This window comes from Haladaptatus rarus (assembly GCF_054177585.1).
On record NZ_JBPEHG010000006.1, the window covers coordinates 66,699 to 85,162 of the forward strand.

The window sequence follows — 18,464 nt, forward strand, 5'->3', positions numbered from 1 at the left end:
GGCCACGGATCGACAGCCCGAATGATGACTCTCCCGTCGCTCTACCGTTCGGCGACCTCATCGAGCACGCGTTCGGATCGATTGTGAACGTCATACGCGATGTCGTCGAGAGCTGGACTTTCGACGATTCCGAGTAACGTTTCTGGGTCGACGGCGCTGACTACGATATCACCATCATCAGCCTCGTAAACGACGACATTACACGGAAGAAGGGCGCCGAGATCGGATTCCGCATCGAGCCCTTCCTCGGCAAGCGGTGGATTACACGCACCGAGGATCCGATACTCTGGATATCATTCGAGACCGAGCTTTTCTTCGAACTTTGCCTGGAGGTTGATATCGTTTAGAATGCCGAATCCTTCATCTTGAAGAGTTTCAGTAACGGAATCGACGACTTCCTGAAATCGACCATCTACATGGCGTGTCAGTGTGTGACATCCCCCCCACGACTGAAGTCGTGGGCTTCCCACGCCCGGTTGCGTTGGTTTGGGAACCTCGGGTTTCCGACCCGACACGCCGATGGGAGTGCCACGCCCCCGTTACTCCTATCCTGGGAAAGACTCGGAGGTACCTGCTTGTTTTGTGTCGGTCTGCGTGTCCGAGGGCTTACTTATTTGGTAAGGCAAACACCGAGTCAACTGCCAGTTTTCGGACTGTCAGAATCCGATGGGAAACCATCGAATCGACAAACCCAGATGCGTGGTGAGGGCACTCAAATCTATTGGTTTCAGTGTTTGAAACCGATGACGGCGATTCATCCCACGACTGAAGTCGTGGGTTTTCTCGCCTGCAACTCTATAACCCATGAGAGAGATTTCGTTTGGTAGTAGTATAGTGCTTCTGGCGCATTTCTATATGTGCTACTGAATCTCAATTCCAACACAGAAATCACGTTGATTCTTCTCGAAACTTCTCATACCGGTCACGCAATAACGATTCACATGATGGACAGCACAGGAAGTACTGTCGGTCTTCAAGGGTCACCGACACTCCCTCACCCTCGATCGGTTTTCCACACTCGTCGCATTCGGTGACCAGGTCACCCTCTCCGATGTCCGGACGCCAACTCGATTCGAGCACCTTTCTGACGTCGAACTCTTCGACGACATCTGGGCCGACCACCTCCGAAACGAGACGTTGCAGTTCAGTGTCGTCCATGTGTGTCTGTACGTACACGCGATCGTCGATGGTCTGTACGACGTGCTCGACTGAATCGAATTCGTGGAGTGCAGAAACGACCTCGTCTGCATAACCAGGATTGACGCGAAGGTGGATGAATAGAGCCTCTCCATCTGTTAGCTTTGAGCGATCGAGATTGAGTGTGAATCCACGGATGACACCCAGTTCTTCGAGACGCTCGATTCGATCCGAAATCGTTGGCGGTGAGAGTCCAACCTGGTCTCCGATATCGCGATACGACCGTTTGGCGTCTTCTAACAATAACTGTAGAATCTCGCGATCCGTACTGTCGAGTTCGGCCATGTATAGTCGATTCACCCGACCTCAGGAAACCTGTTTTGGCAGGTGACGAGCCAGGTCGACCAGCGACGGTAGCGTTGACATTTTTGATGCTACACAACAACGTCTGATGCTGTCACACGTGTTCGCAGAGAGCGTTACTCACGTTTTATCGGGTCTTCGATCCAGTTGTAACACCGAAAATGCTCCGGCTTGCGGTCGGTGGTCAGCATCTCCACCGGGATGAACCCTCGACCGCCGCGCGCACCAAGTTTTGGGCGATCAGCATCCTGTTCGAGCATGATCTTCGCATCCAATTGGAACGTCACTTCGAGTGTCCCACGATGGTCTTCGTTTGGGTCGAACGCCATCGACACGGTATCGGGGCGGACGCCAAACGTGACGTGACGGTCTGGCGATTCGACTGCGACATCGTGGCTAGTGAGTCCGCCAGCCAGTTCGCGGAGCCACTTCGTGGCTTCCTCTCGATCCAGTTCTCGTTCTAGGTCGAACGCACCGATCGGAGAGATGGTTCCTTCCTCAAACGAAAACTCCGGATACTGGAGATCGTCCGTTGGAAGTGCGTTCTCACTGGGTACGATCGGTTCGATATCGGTCGAATCAGTGTTTTGCTTCGATTCGACGGTCGTTGCATCGTTCCCAGCGGATGTGTCGTTGTCCTCGGTCATTGCTCCATCTCCGATTCGAGGCCGTTCTCCAACGGATACAGACACTTCGTTCGTCCGTGGTCGAACTCTTCGTAATCGGGGTCGGTCATCGAACACTCTCGTTTCGCAATTGGACAACGGGTGTGGAAGACACAACCACTTGGCGGATTCACCGGACTGGGGATGTCCCCTTCTAGCACGACAGTTTCGCCGTCGTCCGGGCCGACCTCCGGAATCGCAGAGAGGAGAGCACTCGTATAGGGGTGTGTCGGCTGTTCGAACAGTTGGTCGGTGGGTGCGACCTCCATAAGTTGGCCGAGATACATGACAGCGACGCGATCGGCGATGTGTTCGACGACACTGAGGTCGTGTGCGATGAACAGCATCGTGAGTCCAAGGCTCTCCTGGAGTTCGACCAGCAGATTGATGATCTTCGCTTGCACGCTTACGTCGAGTGCAGAGGTCGGTTCGTCGAGAACCAGTACACGCGGATTGAGTGCGACGGCTCGTGCGATGGCGACTCGCTGTGCTTGCCCACCCGAGAGTTCGTGAGTGTGGCGGTCTGCGTGGTGCTCTGAAAGGTTGACCAAGGTGAGCAACTCTTCGAGCCGCTCCTCTCGGCGGGAGCGCGACCATCCCTGTGCTTTCATCGGCTCCTCGATGGCGTCTCGAATCGACATTCGAGGGTCGATGCTCGCCTTCGGATTCTGGAAGACCATCCCGATCTCCTTGCGCACGTCACTCGGCCGCGTCGACACGTGACCAACTGGCACACCATCGAAAGAGATCGTTCCATCGGTCGGTTCGTGCAATCCAGTGATCAGGTTTGCGAGCGTCGATTTCCCACTACCACTCTCACCGACGAGTCCGACCGTTTCACCCTCCTGGATAGTCAGCGAGACTTCATCGACGGCGGTGACGAACTCTCGTGTCCCGGCGAATCGATCGAGTAACGAATCCGAAAGTGCGAATCGTTTCGAGACGGCATCGATCTTGAAGACGGGTGACGATTCCATAGTCGGATGTTGGTGACTCATTCGGTATCACCTTCGTTCGTCAGACCCACTCTACCGGCTGGCTCGATCTCTCCGCACTTCACGACACGGTCGGAGTCGATATCGAGTTCCGGAATCGGCCCGTCCGTACAGGCAGTGGTCGTGTGGGAACAGCGATTCGCGAACGGACAGCCCGTGATACCACCGATCATGTCCGGCACCTGCCCGTCGATGACGTTGAGCGGTTCCTTACAGTCGGTATTCTGTGGCATGCACTCGAGGAGTGCCTTTGTGTAGGGATGCTGTGGATCTGCGAGTACCTCGTCCGTCGGGCCAGTTTCCATCACCTCACCGCCATACATGACGACGATACGATCGCATAACTCAGCGACGACACCGATGTCGTGAGTCACCATCAGGATACTCATCCCATGAGATTCGTTGAGTGCTTTCAGCTCACGGAGGATCTGCGCCTGGATGGTCACGTCCAGTGCCGTGGTCGGCTCGTCTGCGATGAGGAGGTCTGGTTCGCTTGCCAGTGCGATGGCGAGCATCGCGCGCTGGCGCATTCCACCGCTGAACTCGTGGGGATACGCATCAGCACGTTCTGCCGGATGTGGGATGCCGACCTGTTCCATCAACTCGACTGCGCGTTCCTGCTTTCGTTTTCGTTCCGACCGACTGCTGAAGAGTGGCGCGTTGAGGAAGTCGAGTAAGCGCTGAGAATCCGGTTTCTCGTGTACCTTGAGCGATTCGACGATCTGATCACTCACTTTGAAGACCGGATTCAGCGTCAGCATCGGATCTTGGAAGACCATCGATATCCCACCGCCGCGGAGGCGTCGGATCTCTCGTTCGGATGCTGCCGTCAATTCGGTTCCCTGGAACTGTATCGAGCCCTGAACGATTCGACCGGGGTCTTCGAGCCGCATGATCGAGAGCGCGGTCACGGATTTACCGCTACCACTCTCACCGACGATTCCGACGATCTCACCCTGTTCTATAGAGAACGAGACGCCATTGACCGCATGGACGGTACCCTCGTGTGTACTGAATCGTGTATGGAGGTCGCTAATCTCGAGAATAGATTCACTCATAGGCCTTTGTCCTCCATGTTGCCCATGTCTTTCGGGTCGAGAATATCACGAAGACCGTCACCGAGCAGGTTGAACCCGAGCACGACGAGCATGATCGCTAGTCCAGGGAAATTAACGACCCACCAGGCATTCTGCAAGTAGTTCCGCCCGGAGGCCAGCATCGTCCCCCACTCGGGCGTCGGTGGTTGTGCACCGAGACCGAGAAACGACAGTCCGGCAGTTCCGAGGATGACGTATGCCATATCCATCGTTCCGAGAACGACGACAGGTGCGATGACGTTCGGAATGATGTGTCTGAGAACGATACGGGTTCGTGAGACGCCCATCAGCTGCGCTGCTCGGACGTACTCCGTTTCCTTGACTGAGAGCACGCTTCCCCGAACCACTCGGGCATACTGTGTCCAGCCGACGACGGCGAGCGCGATCATGATATTCGTGAGACTTGGCCCGAGGATTCCTGCAATGACGAGCGCGAGTAGGATGCCGGGGAACGCGAGCAAGATATCGACGAACCGCATAAGCGCCTCGTCGACGTAGCCACCTGCGTATCCTGCAGTCACCCCGACAGCAGTCCCGATAGTCAGTGTGATGGCGACTACCGCGATAGCGATGCCGAGTGAGATACGTGCGCCATAGAGGAGTCGTGCGAAGATGTCACGACCGAGTTGGTCTGTTCCCAGGAGATGCTCCTCCGAGGGTGGTTCCAACCGGTCGAACAGGTCGCCCTTCTCCGGATTGTACGTGGTCAGAACCGGCGCGAACACTGCTCCGAATAGTACCGTCATTACGATTACGAGCCCGATGACGTTCAGTTTATTCTCGGTGAATTGGCGGAATGCTCGCGATTCGACCGCAGACCGATACCGTGGGAACCGTGTCTCTTCGGCAACGCCGCCATCCGTCATGGATTCTGATTCGGACTCGGTCATGCGTTCGCCCCCTCGAACGAGATTCGTGGGTCGATGTAGCGATAGACGATATCTACCGCGAAATTCGTCAATACGAAGATGGTGGCGATGAGCAACACCAGTCCTTGTACGACAGGGTAGTCTCGAGCGAAGATGGCGTTGATGAGCAAACTCCCGAGACCCGGTCGCTGGAAGACGATCTCCACGACGACGGCTCCGTTGAGTAGATAGCCGAACTGGAGGCCGACGATGGTCACGACAGGGATGAGCGCGTTGCGGAGCGCGTGTTTATAGACGACGATTCGCTCAGTGAGTCCTTTCGAGCGAGCGGTTCGAATGTACTCGTCGTCCAATACTTCAAGCATCGATGACCGCACGAGTCTGGTCACGATCGCAGCCATCCCGGTTCCGAGCGTCACGGCTGGGAGGATCAACCGATCGAAACTCCCGACGCCAGACACCGGAAGAACCCCGAGTTCGAGCGAGAAGATGATAATGAGCAGATAGCCCAGCCAGAAGTTGGGCATCGACACACCAAGCAGTGCGGCGAACTGGCTGAGATAGTCGGGCATCTTCCCTTTGTGAACCGCGCTGAGGACGCCAGCAGGCAACGAGATCGCCAGTGACACTGCCATCGCTGCAACGGCAAGTTCGAGGGTCGGCCAGACACGATTCATGATCATCGCGGACACTGGCGTGTTTTCGTAGTAGGACTGCCGGAGATTGCCGTGAAGGATGTCCCAGACCCAGTTTCCGTACTGTATCGGTATTGGTTCATCGAGCCCGTGCTGGATACGGAACTGCTGGACAGCCAGGTCTGACGGCGTTCGACCACCCATCTGCTTTCGAAGGATGGTCGTCGCCGGGTCGCCGGGTGTAAAGAACATCAGGGCGTAGGTGAGAATCGACACGCCGATGAGGACAAGTATTGCAGTCGCAGACCGACGGACGATGAATTTCCACATATGTTGGTTCCCTCAGTTTCCGTGCGTCAAGCTATCCCAACGAACCATCTCGGGGATGGGCCGAAGGTCGAGATTCTTCACGTCACGGAACGACGCAACGACGTACTCGCTGTAGTAGAGGGGAACGATGACCGCCTTTTCGGCGACCAACCGTTGGACTTCCCGATAGGCCGATTTCTTTTTCTCCTTCTTGCCGGTTTGGAACCCTTTCTCCAGGAGGGAGTCAACTTTCGAACCAAGATTGTAGAGACCAGTTCCCTCGTCTCCATACAGTCGCTCGTTCATGTCGCCTTCGGAGTGGAAACTCTCGTAGATGACGTAGTCGGCTGCTCCGCTGTTCGTCCCTTTCTCGCTGAGAGCGAGGTGTCCCTTGCCGTTGCGCTCAGCGTCGTTGAACGCAGCGTCCTCCAATACCTGGATGTCGATGGTAACACCGACCGCTTCCATCTGCTGTGAGACGGCTTGCGCAAGGAGTTTTCCGTCGGTCATATCGGTACTGACGAGCAATTTGAGTGCCTCGCCGTTATAGTTCGACGCCTCGACCAGCGACTTCGCTTTGGACTTGTTCGGCCCATACTCCGAAAGCTGGTCGTGAGCCGACCAGTAGATACTCGGGGCGATCGACCCTCTCGCCGGTTTGCCGATACCGCTGAGAATGGACTCGACGATGGCTTTCTGGTTGACTGCGTAGTTCAACGCTTTACGAAGCTTCGCGTCGTCAGTCGGCGACTTGTAGAGGTTGATGCCGATGTAACCAGCAGACGGTGACCCTTGCGTTTCGACGTTCGTCTTCGACGCCTTTTCGAGCGATTTTATCTTGTTGCGCGGTGGCTGATAGGCAACGTCTGTTTCGTGTGCCGACAGAGAGAGCGCTCGTGTATTTGCGTCAGTGATGACCCGAAACTTCAGTTCAGAGAGTTTCGGCGATTCGTTCCAGTAGTCTTCGAACGCGGTCGTTTCCACGAACTGCTCTTTCTTCACTTTCTCGACTTTGAACGGGCCAGTTCCGATCACTTCACCTGCTTTCCGATCACGGTCAGGATGCTGGATCGCGACCATGTTGTGCGCGATAGTTCCAGGGAACGTCGGGAAGGGATCGGTCGTAGTAAATTCGACCGTCGTTTCGTCGAGTGCCTTCACGCCGTTCTTTTTCACATGAAGCCAGCCGGGTGCCCATGACCATTCATCGAGAATCTGTTTGAACGAGAAGACGACCGCCTCGGCAGTAAGGGGTTCGCCGTTATGGAACGTCACGTCCTCTCGGAGCGTGAACTCCCACGTCGTTTCACCAGTCGCTTTCCACTCCGTGGCGAGCCATGGTTCGAGTTCCATATCCTTGGTGACCCAGATGAGGGGCTCTAAGGTGTTCGTGTAGTATGGCATCACGCCACCGTACACCCCCCACGTCCCTGCGGTAAGATCGGTCGAGAGTGCGACCGTCGCCTTTTTCGTATTGCCACCAGATTTGTCGTCCGTTTTCGTCGTCGTGGTGGACGACCCGTACGGGTCAGACGAGTCGTCCGGGTTCGATGAACCTGAACAGCCCGCAAGTCCGATTAGGCTACCTGCACCGACCGTTTGTAGTGCTCTTCGACGTGAAATATCGTGATCTGACATATTCAGTTTCAGTTTTTGTATCGTTGTTTGTTCGGATCGTTACGTGCTCGCGTCGTAGCCGGCATTCTCAACAGCATCGATGAGATCATTCGTTTCGGCAGTTCCCTCTACGGTCACAGAGTTTGTTTCCCTGTCCGCGTTAGCGTTCGAGACGCCATCTACCGCTTCGAGTGCATCAACGACGTTCTGTTCACAACCACCGCAGGTCATTCCATCAACAATGAGATTTGTTGCCATTCACCATAAACCAATGAAGGTATCTTATTAGGCACTTTCTCTTACAAAAACTACAGTAAAAACCCAAATTGACTTTGGAACTAAGGCCACTTACGATGATAGCCGATGGTAGTAAGGTGATTTCTGCCTTTGTGGGCCTCTCAAGATTGACTTCGCATTGGATATAGCTTTGTAAGGGTTATCGGCATCGTGTACATCATGGAGATCGTCGTTTGTACCCAGGCAAGATCGGAAATCACCGATGCTAACTAATTCGAAACGACCATCATCCGTTCGGATTTGGGCAATCAATACCGATTTTAGAAAATAAGATCAGATTTATTATAAATAAATACAGTTATCATCGGCCTTCGAATTCGGCAAACACGGTCAGAAGTTCGTCGAGGGCGTTGCGTAGATGGTAATGCAGGGTGGTTCCAGCGATGTCCATCGACTCGGCGATTTCTCCAGCCGTACTCGTTCGCGGCCATTCGAAATAGCCAGCGTGATAGGCGCGATAGAGTGCTTCCTTCTGGCGTTCTGTCAACCGGTCGTCGAACGACTGACGAAGCTCCCTCGCTTTCTGCACGGGACGATCGAATCTGCGCTGCGCGACGAGCCTCGATTCTGGATACGTCGCCTGTAGACGATCGACCAATCGGCGAATATCCGTGGTTTGGGGAACCTCGATTCGGAACCATCCCTGTCCCGAATCGACGTGACCCGACGTGATCATCGCACCGTGATTTGTAATCTCGTTCAATGCTGGCCCATTCATCACGAACTCGACCAACCCTTCGTCGTCATCGTCGGCAATCACTCGTACACGCTCGACGTCATGATCATCAGACGTGATCTCCTGAACCGCAGTCGGTGATGCGTCTTCGACACTGAGGTAGACGCTCCAGTCGCCGGTTTCCGACGCGACGTATCCCGTCACGGTGAGTTCGCAATCGAGTTGCTCGGAGGCTCGAACGAATACAAGTCCGGGGTCGGTCACCTCGAATTCGAGTTCGACGACGGTGTCGGCGAACAGTAAGTTGCGATTCTCGATGGCGTTGATAGCAAATCCGACCGCCTTCCCGAGGGTTTCGAACCCCTCTTGCTCGCGCTGACTGAACGCCAGCGGACGAGTCGCATACACGGCGAGGAGACCGTAGGTCGTGTCGCCGTGAATCAGTGGCACCGCGGCAGCCGACTGGATTCCCCGGTCGAGTGCCGCGTCACGCCACGGTTCGAACGACGAGTCCGTGCGAATATCTTGACTGACCTGTACCTCACCGGTTCTGAGTGCACGGCCACCGGGGCCGCGACCGGTTTCGGCATCCGCCGTCGTTATCGTCACCGACTCGACGTAGCCGTCGTCGATTCCGGCACTGGCTCGGGGGAGGATGTGGTCACCGTTCGTCTCCGGCTCGCCGATCCAGGCGAACTGGTACAGTTCGGACTCGGCAAGTCGTTCACAGACCGTCTGTTCGATCGCGTCGCGGGTTGGCGTCTCGACCAGATCCTGAGTGACTTCGAGGAGAAGTTTGTTGATCCTGTTCAGCGTCTCCAACTCATCGCGTTGGCGCTGGAGTTCTCGCTCGTGGTCTTTGCGCTCGGTGATATCGCGGAGTATACCGACACTCCCCTGAAACTCACCGTCGGGTTCGGGGTGGAGGCGATACCGCGCTTCGAGGTGGAGCGTCTCGCCATCGGACGTCGTGGTCGTCCCCTCGACCACTCCAGTGCTGATATCACCACTCATGACACGTTCACGCATCTCGTCGGCGAACGCGCGCTGGTCGTCGAAGATGAAGAAATCCATGACGGACGTTCCCTGGAGTTCATCGCGGGAGCGACCGAGCATCTCGCAGAGTGCATCGTTGACGAACGAGAATTCGAGGTTCTCGTCGAGGACATACACGCCATCCCCGACCGTTTCGACGATCGTCTCGTAGCGTTCGAGTTCGACCGTACGTTCGACACGATCCTGTCGGTTCTTGTCGTGTCCGTCGCGGACGACGCAGACGATTCCCGCTTCGACCTGCCGCGTCGATAGTTCGACTGGAACGGTCCCACTATCGTCGTGATATGCGCTGGCCTCCCCCTGCCACTCGTCCGCCGCTCGCACTCGCGCCAGTAACTCATCGTCACCGTCCATCGGCTCATCGAGTCGATACAGTGTATTCCACGCGCTCCCGGTGATCGCATCAGAATCGGCGTAGCCATGGATCTCGGCGAGTGCGTCGTTCGCGAAGACGTACTCGCCATCCTCGATTACCCCCACACCGTCTATCGATGTCGCCGCTATGTCGCGCCACCCGAGCGATGGATGTGCTGACTCGGCCATACAGGGTTTACCATGCTACTCTTTATCAAGATTAGTGCCGCGCCAGCATCTGCGTCGTCAGTCTGCATTTCGTCGTCGACCCCTTCCCAGCGAAACGTTCGATAGACAGGGGCGGGAGGAAAAGCGGGACGATCGTCCTCACACTCAGCCGAGGATGTATCGGAGCCAGCCATTGTTCTTCACGACGTCGAGCCGTTCGAGGTAGGCATCGAGGCCGAGGAGTCGGCCAGCACCGATCGCACCGAGACCGAACAGCAGCGCCGCATACACGATGTGATCGTCAATAACCCAACCGTGAGCTAGTGGGAGTCCCGCCATGAGGCCGCCCTCCAGGCTCGCCGCCCAGAAGAACAGCATCATGATCGCGCCCCAGAAGGCGTTCCAGCGTACCAGTGCGCCGAGGATGAGCCCGAGTCCGGTGAGCGTCAGCCCCCACATGACCAGGATATCGATCAGCGGATCACCGGCCATGGCACTCCACGTACCCATGAACGGGTTACCCTCGGGGATAGCATTGGCGAGGAATCCCGCAGCAGTCCAGTCGTTCTCGGGTGTTTCGTCGAGGTACGTGATGAGCTTCGTCAGGCCTCCCTGGAACAACGTCCACCCCATGACCACCCGAAGGGTGATGATGGCGTAGCCGATCCAGTTCTCGGAATACTCGAACTGCGTCTTCTTGCCGAACAGTTCCGCATCGAGTTCTCGGGTGTGGGTTGACAACGTTGGCACCTCCACAGTTGGTATCTCTGTCTCGAGGAACGTATAACTAAGTGACAGTTCTAAAGATGTGGGAACGTCAAATAGAGTGGGCGACTCTGCACATCACACGGACTTCCAATCCCTGCGTTTCGACGAACTTCGAATGGTCGATGTCGATTCCGTTCACGCAGTCGGTGGCTCGACGATGCCGAGTTGGTCGAGCATACCGAGATCGTCCCGTTGCCCCCACACTTCTACGATCTCACCGTCGGCGACTCTGACGATTCTCATTCCCGAAACGTCGACAGTTCTGCCCGTCGGTTCGATGCCCTGGTACTCCCCTTCGTGTGTCCCCGAGCCAGTGTATCGGACTGTGACCATATCGTCCTCAGCGACCATCTCTTCGAAGTTGATAGTGAGGTCCGGAAACGCTTCGTAGAACTCTTCTAGATAGTCCAGGTACTCGTCGAGACCGTGCAGTTCCTCGCGCCCCCCATGGAAATGCACGATGAAATCTTCGGCGAATATCTCGGATAAGATTGCCTGATCCTGCTCGTTGACCGCGGATTCGACGCGCTGGACGTGTTCTTTGTTCTCGTGTGGCGTCGCCATGGTTCACCCCCGGAATGTTACTATCTCACACTCTTCCTTCAATATCCACTAGGCATAGCTCTAGGACGACTATTTCCGCGAAGCGAACGGTGGGGTGAACGGTTGTTATGACTCTCGCAAATGTTCCGAGATACGACGACGATCAGCTCTCTGGGGGTCGGGGGACTGCAGTGGTAGTGGGAGCGAGCATGTCCGGGTTGCTTGCTGCCCGCGTCTTGGCCGATAGGTACGAGCAGGTTACTATCGTCGAACGCGATTCGCTTCCCGATGAGCCAGTCGCACGCCGTGGCGTCCCCCAGGCCAGCCATCCCCACATCCTTTGGGAAGCCGGTCGAACCACGTTAGAGGATCTCTTCCCAGGGTTTGGCGAGGAACTGCTCTCGGAAGGCGGGTTGATGTTCGATCTCGGACGGGACTTCCACGCATACGACCAAGGGGGCTTTTTCGCCGAGGGGCCAAAACGGCTGCCCCTGTACTCTGCGAGCCGTCCGTTGTTCGAGCAGATAGTACGACGGTGCGTTTTCGAGTTGGATGGAATCGACGTCCAACCCGACTGCCAGTTCGTCGACTATCTCGTCAACGACAGTGCGACGAGCGTGGAAGGCGTTGTAGTTCGGGACGGCGGTGCCAAGAAATCAGAGGTCACTGCCGATCTGGTCGTCGATGCGATGGGTCGGGCATCCCGAACTCCAACCTGGCTCGAAGCACACGGTGATACGCCACCGCCGGTCGACGAGGTGCATATCGATGTGGCTTACAGCAGCGGGCTCATCGAACGACCTTCTGATGACCGGCGAGCATTTTTCGTCGCGCCTGATCCGCCCCGTACCCGAGGGGGCGCAGCATTTCCTGTCAAAGGCGGTCACTGGCAGGTGAACGTCCACGGGATGCACGGTGACCACCCGCCGACGGAAGCCGAGGCCTTTGCGGAATTCGCCGCGAGTCTACCAGTCCCTCATCTGAAACGGCTCCTCGACACTCACTCGTGGGTATCGAACGACGTCGACCACTACCCTTTCCCGTCCAACCGTCGGTGTCGTTACGAAACACTCGATCGGTTTCCCGAGGGTCTTCTCGTGATCGGCGATGCGATCGCGAGCTTCAATCCAATCTACGGACAGGGGATGTCGGTGGCCGCACTCGAAGCCCTACAGCTTCATCACACACTGGCAGGTCACGACGAAGATCTCGCGCTCCGCTTTTCCGACCGAGCTGAAACGGTCGTCGACACGGCGTGGATGATGGCAGTCGGTGCCGACTGCCAGTTTTCGCAAACGGAAGGCCCTACGCCTCGGGGGGCCGACCTCTTCGATCGATATCTCTCCCGGTTGGTTCGAAGGGCTCACACTGATGGCGTACTGGCCGATGCGTTCGCCCGAGTACTTACGATGCAACAGCCACCAACTGCCCTGTTGCATCCTCATATCGTGTGGCGTGTGTTCAACCCCATCGACTGAAAATTGACTGACCGCCATCGAGAAAAATATCCTCGTTACGGCATCGGCTGGTTCGGCAGTTCGGGATTGATCTCCGCGAACACTCCCTCCGGGTTATTTTGGTGAACCCACGCGTGTAACGTCAGTAAGTCAGGATGGACGGAAGAGCTAACGACCATTCGTGCATTCGTCACCTCGTCACCACGGAGGTCGCCCACCAGCGCGGTTTTCGGTTCGAGCATCGGCTCGCCCGGTTTGCCGCCCGGCGATATTTCCAGCCACCGCGTCGAACGGACGCGCTCGGCCGGTGGAACGTCCGTTATCGATTCCGGAAACTTCTCACTCCTCGGGTCGCCCCGCATCGCAAACACGTGTTCTGCGCTGTGATGGGTATGCCACGTTTCCGCGCTATCCTCGTCGTCGAACAGGTCCGGCGGATTCTCCTCGGAGAAGTCGCCTGCTCCGACCGGAATCGCGTATTCGACTGCTCCTAACACTAACCCTTTTATTCCCTCGCCAGTATCCCCGTAGGTGAGTAATTGCGGTTCGGTCAGCGTGAGTCCATTCTTCGCAGCAGCTTGGACGCGACCATGATGCATGAAATGCCAGCCCATACCGGTTACGTACGGCCCCATCACCTGGTAGCCGTCGTCCAGTGCTTTCTGTGGGTTCGTATACTTGCTGGTCGCGTCTTTCACCTTCGTCACTTGGTCATCAAGCGAGTCCTTGTCGTGGGCTCCAACAGTTCCTGAGATCGTCATACTCGTCGCTGTCCCTGCTCCGACCGCCTTGAGGAACGCTCGTCTATCTGCCGTGCCGGGCGTATTGTCTTTTGACATCGTTTCCCTGCGGCGACGAAGCCACACCACCGCAGTTAGATTACCTGATAGTTAGTGACAGTCTAGTACTATCTCTAGTGGGTCACTCAGTCCCTCTTTGCAAGCAGTTTGGCTGTCCAGTACAACGAGCGAACGCACGTCGGGACGACAGGCGACCACGCCTTCGTCCATCCTGAATCAGTCGGCCGCTACAGATGGAATCTCAAAAACAGTCACTTCGTTGTCGAACCGGTCATCGCAGCGCCAGACGACGGACGCTATATTTTAGACATCGATCGCTTCACCGAATCCTCCCCTTAGGATCTCATTCGATGTTACCGGCGCCCTCGGTTACGTTCGTGAACTCGAATCGCGCCCCTCCTGCGGCACTCTCCGTCACCGAACACGTCCATCCGTACACCTCGGCGAGTTCGGAGACGAATGCTAGACCCAATCCCATTCCTCCGTGACTGGCTGCTGTCGTGTATCCCAGATCGAACACCACTTCCTGGTCGTTGGCTGGAATACCAGTTCCGTCGTCGGCGACGTAAAACCCAGTCGGAAGTTCGCCCACCGTAATGGTGGCGTCTGTTCCCCCATGTTCGACAGCGTTCTCGAAGAGGTTCCGAAACAGATGCTCGACGTACGTCTCGTCGGCCTGAACCGTGTGGTCTGTCAGTACTTCGAGTACCGCATCGGGTGTGTCTACTTTTCCCAAGCAACGTGTGCTGCATCTGCGAGCTCCACCGGCTCCCTCTCGGGAACTGCCTTGTTACTCTGTGTCACAACCAACATGACGTCGATTATGTCCTCGATACGGTCGAACGACTCCGTGATGTAGTCGACTGCGACGGGAGCCGAATCCGTCGGAAGTTCGTGGCAGTACATCTGGCCGATCATGAGGGGATTCCGGAGTTCGTGAGCGACCATCCGTGCGAAGCTATCCAGTCGCTTGTTCTGCTGTTCGAGTTGGTGCTCGCGTTCGTTGCGTTCGGTGACGTCGCGGACGACACCAACACGGTTGTGGTTGCCATCCCCCTGCTCGGGCAGGAGCGCACCGGTTGCTTCGACCTCGACCTGCTCCCCAGACTCGGTTTTCAACGTACCGGCGTACGTTTTCTCCTCGGCCCCTACGCTGAGGTCGCGTTGAATCTCGTCGGCCAAGGTCTCTGCATTCGATTCCACGACGAGCGACGTGTGCGAGCCGAGAAGTTCCTCACGGTCGTAGCCGACCATGTCGACGTACGCCTCGTTGACCAGTGTGAAGTGATTGTCTTCGTCGACGACGTAGATTCCATCGTTGACGGTTTCGACGATGGTCTCGTAGCGTTCGAGTTCTTGACTGTAGCGTTCCGCTTCCCGCCGTCGTTCTTCGGCGTTGAGTGCCCGCGTTTTGGCTTTCGCTTCGTGGAAGCCCATCCCGAAACCGGCGACGCTGGCGAGGGACGTGAGGATGAAGAGGTTCGCAACTGGGTCACTAAGATAGGCGACGAGCGCCACGAGCGAAAGGATGCTGAGCATCGTGGCGAGACCACCGAGACACCACTTGGCGATGGTCGAAAAGAGAGCAGGTCGGATTTCGGTGCGGGTCAGTCGATACCCGCCATAGAGGAGGACGATTCCAGAAGCGGCGGTCAAGAGTGAGATGAGTAGGACTTCGTTGAGTGTCCGCTCCCCGACGACCGGTGTGAGTGGCCATCCGGCAGCAACGGCGACGTACAGACCACCGAGTGCGACGATGATCTTCTGCCCATCGACGCCCGAGAGCGTTCGCGATCTCGACACCATCATTCAGTGCAAAACGGTACTGATTCATGATAGTTATGATTACTCCCTTCGGTAGTTCGTCTCGTCTGCGTTCACTCCAACTGCGATGCGACCCACCGATAGTTATGATTTCGCGGTGGTTTTCGGTGGGCACTCACGATGTCGAAACCGGTCGGTGATTCGGCGTCTGACAGTGCGGACAGGTTCGGGTATTCGCTTCGAACTGTCGACCACAACTCCGGCACTCGTATCGCGTCGACACCTCCGATCCCCATCGATAGCCATCCGACCCGACGACGAGCGTTCCGTCATCCAACCACGTCTGGACGGTGGCCGCCACGCCGTCACGATACGTCGAGAACTCGGGTTCCCAGCCGACCTCGGCTTTGAACCGCTCATTCGACGTCGGAAACGAGGACGTGAGAAATCGAACCATATCGCTACCCGCGACGAATCTCGCGAGCCATCGCGGGACACGACGTGGGTCGTCGGCTTGTAGTCGTGTTGCGAACTCGCTGAAGAAGTCGGCGGTTCTCACTGGCTTGTCATCGACGACGTGCCACGTCCCGCTCGCTTCGGCTTCGACCGCATCGGCCATCGCTCGTGCGGCGTCACGCGAGTGGATGCAGGAGATGACGGTGTCACCACGTCCCAGGAATCCCCGCCCGATGATGGGGAGGTCTCCGCTAAGGAGATTCTTCGCTATCTGTTCCGTTTGCCCCGATGCAGGGCCATAGAACCATCCGAATCGGAGAATCGATGCATCGATCCCGTAGTCGTCGCTCGCACGACGAACCAGCCGTTCGACGTCGACCGCGGATTCGGTCGTCCGATCCGTGTTCGGTGTTGCGGTTTCGTCGAACTTTGATCCATCCGCATTTCGATACGCCCACACCACGCTGTGGGTGAGAAATCGGGATGCACCCACAGTCGCCGCCGCTTCGATGGCGTTCTTCCCACCATCAACTCGAACGCGGTCGTTCTGTCGCCAGTCCTCTTCCGTGGTCTTCGTTTTCGTCGGAAGGCAAGTTGCCGCATGGACGACTCCATCCGCGCCGTCAGCACCCGCGACGAGTGACTCTCGGTCGAAGACATCGCCTCGATGTGGAATCCCATCGCGCTCGCGGATGGTCTGTTCATCCTCGTCGTCACGTGCTAGTCCCACGACCGTATGATCACGATCGGTGAGTTCGTCGACCAGTTTCGAGCCCAGTACCCCTGTCGCACCGGTGACAAAGATCTTCATCGCAAACGGGAATAGGAGAGATCGTTCGATGACGATTACTCCCCATATCTGGGAATACTTATAGGGATTTAAGGAGAATACCTGCGGCTTTAGCCGCTGGATGAATCCGATATCTCGGACACAAAGCGGGAGCGTGCCGAATACGGCATCGATGCGGGTTCTCGAACTCACCCTCTCGGCAGGGCAGCGATCGATACACCCGCTGTTCCCGGTGATGGCCGAATCCGAGTTCGTCGAAACTGCGTGGATGCTCGATTGGAACGTTACACGCGGAGATACGACGATGGCACTTTTCAGGGTGCGAGGTGATTCCGATCGACTCGTACGCGCTCTCGACGCTGAACCGGTCGTCCTCGAATACGACATTACGTCCGAGGAACACGACGAGTTCTATGCCGCAATCTACACGGAGACCGTCGAGATAGAACGGCAACTCTGGCGAGCGTTCAACCAACGCCGGTCGGTGCTCGTCCCACCGCTCGAATACAGAGACGGTGTCGTCGCGTGTCGCATCGTCGGTACCGATGACGAACTTCGAGCAGCACTCGATGACGTCCCATCGGGTCTGAAACCCACCGTCACCCGACTCAGTACGTTCGATGGTCGTCCTGCGGGTGTCACTGCCGTTCTCACCGACCGACAGCGCGAAGCGGTCGAGACGGCGATCGATGTCGGTTACTACCGGATACCGCGTGAGTCATCAGCAGCGGATATCGCGAGAGAATTCGACTGTTCACCGAGTACGGCATCCGAACTCCTTCGACGGGCCGAATCGCGACTCGTCACCGAACTGTTCGGTTCCGAATGATTCGAACGCAGCGACGGTAGTTGGGAACACGATGGGACGCGCAGTACGGTTCTTGGGGCACGCAGTACGGTTCTACACCTACTCGCATGTGTGAACTACTCCGGCCTACGCGCGTTGAGGACAGTTGTTCCCCGTGGGTTCACTGGAACGTAGTTCGTCCCTTCGCGTTCACACTTGTATTCGAGCATCAGAAGAAAAGTCCGCCACGCGGCGGATGCTCGGTTGAGTGAATTTGAATCGAACTACATCATTCCAGCGACGTTCAAGTCTTCAACTGCAACGAGGTCGTACCATGACAAAGAACCTCTAAACTGATGAACGGCAACGACTACGGGACGGAACAGATTGTCACGACGGGGAAACGATGAACCACCTCGGGGTCGAGCCCAGAGGCATTCGACCTGCTCCGCCTGTAGACTCACCGTAGTTCGACGATTCCGGTTTCTTTGACGACGACGGTGAATCCGGAGTAGTCGAACTGGACGACGTTGTCGGCCCGTGCTCGTCCAGGTGAGTCGGGATAGAAGAGGGCATCCAGTGCATCTGGGTCGATCGACTCGTACAGGGGATCGAGTTCTGTTGGATCTACCGCTGTCGCTGTGGCGACCGTTCGCACGACTGCCTCACTACGCTGTTCACCCGGTCGTATCGCAGAGCAGTGTAGCGGTTTGCCTGAGCGTATCGGTGCAACCTCCGGCATCCGTGGCTGGTTGTCTGACGTCATGATTGTTCTCTTGATAGAACAACACATTACGCAACGACATTGTATAAAAAACCCCGTCAGACGTCTGTATCTGTGTCACTTCTCGAATAAAATCG

The 18,464-nt window shown here is 56.7% G+C and carries 18 protein-coding genes and 2 pseudogenes; 2 read left to right on the forward strand and 18 right to left on the reverse strand.

Features of this window, described 5'->3' with window-relative positions; all coding sequences use genetic code 11:
- Positions 1–41: 41 nt before the first annotated feature.
- From ACR3FE_RS14765 to ACR3FE_RS14820, 12 genes and pseudogenes are all read right to left on the reverse strand, one after another.
- A pseudogene (locus tag ACR3FE_RS14765) lies at positions 42–470 on the reverse strand (DUF302 domain-containing protein).
- 418 nt (positions 471–888) lie between these two features.
- A complete protein-coding gene (locus ACR3FE_RS14770) occupies positions 889–1,482 on the reverse strand; it encodes an AsnC family transcriptional regulator (protein ID WP_458207920.1) in 594 nt (197 codons plus the stop codon).
- A 134-nt stretch (positions 1,483–1,616) separates the two neighbouring features.
- Positions 1,617–2,147 carry a hypothetical protein gene (locus tag ACR3FE_RS14775; protein WP_458207921.1) on the reverse strand — a complete coding sequence of 177 codons (531 nt, stop codon included), beginning with the start codon at positions 2,145–2,147 and terminating at the stop codon, positions 1,617–1,619.
- Positions 2,144–3,142 carry an ABC transporter ATP-binding protein gene (locus ACR3FE_RS14780; RefSeq protein WP_458207922.1) on the reverse strand — a complete coding sequence of 333 codons (999 nt, stop codon included), beginning with the start codon at positions 3,140–3,142 and terminating at the stop codon, positions 2,144–2,146. Before ACR3FE_RS14780 ends, ACR3FE_RS14775 begins: the two co-directional genes overlap by 4 nt.
- Before the next feature lie 17 nt (positions 3,143–3,159).
- Positions 3,160–4,218 (reverse strand): ABC transporter ATP-binding protein, encoded by a 1,059-nt coding sequence (locus ACR3FE_RS14785; protein WP_458207923.1) that lies wholly within the window; start codon positions 4,216–4,218, stop codon positions 3,160–3,162.
- Positions 4,215–5,123, reverse strand: a complete 909-nt coding sequence (gene nikC / locus ACR3FE_RS14790; protein ID WP_458208187.1) for a nickel transporter permease — start codon at positions 5,121–5,123, stop codon at positions 4,215–4,217. The genes ACR3FE_RS14785 and nikC overlap by 4 nt, the downstream gene beginning before the upstream one ends.
- A 20-nt stretch (positions 5,124–5,143) precedes the next feature.
- Complete coding sequence (gene nikB / locus ACR3FE_RS14795) at positions 5,144–6,091, reverse strand: nickel ABC transporter permease (protein ID WP_458207924.1); 948 nt, start codon at positions 6,089–6,091, stop codon at positions 5,144–5,146.
- A gap of 12 nt (positions 6,092–6,103) precedes the next feature.
- Positions 6,104–7,708: an ABC transporter substrate-binding protein gene (locus ACR3FE_RS14800; RefSeq protein WP_458207925.1), complete on the reverse strand. Its 1,605-nt coding sequence runs from the start codon at positions 7,706–7,708 to the stop codon at positions 6,104–6,106.
- 39 nt (positions 7,709–7,747) lie between these two features.
- On the reverse strand, positions 7,748–7,945 hold the full coding sequence (locus tag ACR3FE_RS14805; protein ID WP_458207926.1) for a heavy-metal-associated domain-containing protein: 198 nt from the start codon (positions 7,943–7,945) through the stop codon (positions 7,748–7,750).
- A gap of 340 nt (positions 7,946–8,285) precedes the next feature.
- Complete coding sequence (locus ACR3FE_RS14810) at positions 8,286–10,259, reverse strand: bacterio-opsin activator domain-containing protein (RefSeq protein WP_458207928.1); 1,974 nt, start codon at positions 10,257–10,259, stop codon at positions 8,286–8,288.
- A gap of 144 nt (positions 10,260–10,403) precedes the next feature.
- On the reverse strand, positions 10,404–10,946 hold the full coding sequence (locus ACR3FE_RS14815) for a DoxX family membrane protein (protein WP_458208189.1): 543 nt from the start codon (positions 10,944–10,946) through the stop codon (positions 10,404–10,406).
- A 195-nt stretch (positions 10,947–11,141) separates the two neighbouring features.
- Complete coding sequence (locus ACR3FE_RS14820) at positions 11,142–11,570, reverse strand: ester cyclase (protein ID WP_458207929.1); 429 nt, start codon at positions 11,568–11,570, stop codon at positions 11,142–11,144.
- Between the two features lie 107 nt (positions 11,571–11,677).
- Here ACR3FE_RS14820 and ACR3FE_RS14825 point away from each other — a divergent pair, with 107 nt between their 5' ends.
- Entirely contained in the window at positions 11,678–13,027 is a 1,350-nt protein-coding gene (locus tag ACR3FE_RS14825; protein ID WP_458207930.1) for an FAD-dependent oxidoreductase, read from the forward strand.
- Positions 13,028–13,062: 35 nt separating this feature from the next.
- On the opposite strand, the gene ACR3FE_RS14830 is transcribed toward ACR3FE_RS14825, so the two are convergent.
- From ACR3FE_RS14830 to ACR3FE_RS14845, 4 genes are all read right to left on the reverse strand, one after another.
- The gene (locus tag ACR3FE_RS14830; protein WP_458207931.1) at positions 13,063–13,845 is read right to left on the reverse strand and encodes a hypothetical protein; all 783 of its coding nucleotides are present in this window, start codon (positions 13,843–13,845) and stop codon (positions 13,063–13,065) included.
- Between the two features lie 304 nt (positions 13,846–14,149).
- Positions 14,150–14,542 (reverse strand): sensor histidine kinase, encoded by a 393-nt coding sequence (locus ACR3FE_RS14835; protein WP_458207932.1) that lies wholly within the window; start codon positions 14,540–14,542, stop codon positions 14,150–14,152.
- The gene (locus ACR3FE_RS14840; protein ID WP_458207933.1) at positions 14,530–15,612 is read right to left on the reverse strand and encodes a PAS domain S-box protein; all 1,083 of its coding nucleotides are present in this window, start codon (positions 15,610–15,612) and stop codon (positions 14,530–14,532) included. The genes ACR3FE_RS14835 and ACR3FE_RS14840 overlap by 13 nt, the downstream gene beginning before the upstream one ends.
- 133 nt (positions 15,613–15,745) lie before the next feature.
- The gene (locus ACR3FE_RS14845) at positions 15,746–16,837 is read right to left on the reverse strand and encodes an NAD-dependent epimerase/dehydratase family protein (RefSeq protein ID WP_458207934.1); all 1,092 of its coding nucleotides are present in this window, start codon (positions 16,835–16,837) and stop codon (positions 15,746–15,748) included.
- 100 nt (positions 16,838–16,937) lie between these two features.
- Between ACR3FE_RS14845 and ACR3FE_RS14850 the strand changes: the two genes are divergently transcribed.
- Positions 16,938–17,645: a helix-turn-helix domain-containing protein gene (locus ACR3FE_RS14850; RefSeq protein ID WP_458207935.1), complete on the forward strand. Its 708-nt coding sequence runs from the start codon at positions 16,938–16,940 to the stop codon at positions 17,643–17,645.
- A 122-nt stretch (positions 17,646–17,767) separates the two neighbouring features.
- Here the strand turns inward: ACR3FE_RS14850 and ACR3FE_RS14855 are convergent.
- Together ACR3FE_RS14855 and ACR3FE_RS14860 are read right to left on the reverse strand one after the other, a co-directional pair.
- Positions 17,768–17,935: pseudogene (locus ACR3FE_RS14855) on the reverse strand (RNA-guided endonuclease TnpB family protein); the annotation flags it as partial.
- Between the two features lie 128 nt (positions 17,936–18,063).
- Positions 18,064–18,369, reverse strand: coding sequence for a HalOD1 output domain-containing protein (locus ACR3FE_RS14860; RefSeq protein WP_458207937.1), 306 nt, complete (start codon positions 18,367–18,369; stop codon positions 18,064–18,066).
- Positions 18,370–18,464: the final 95 nt, after the last annotated feature.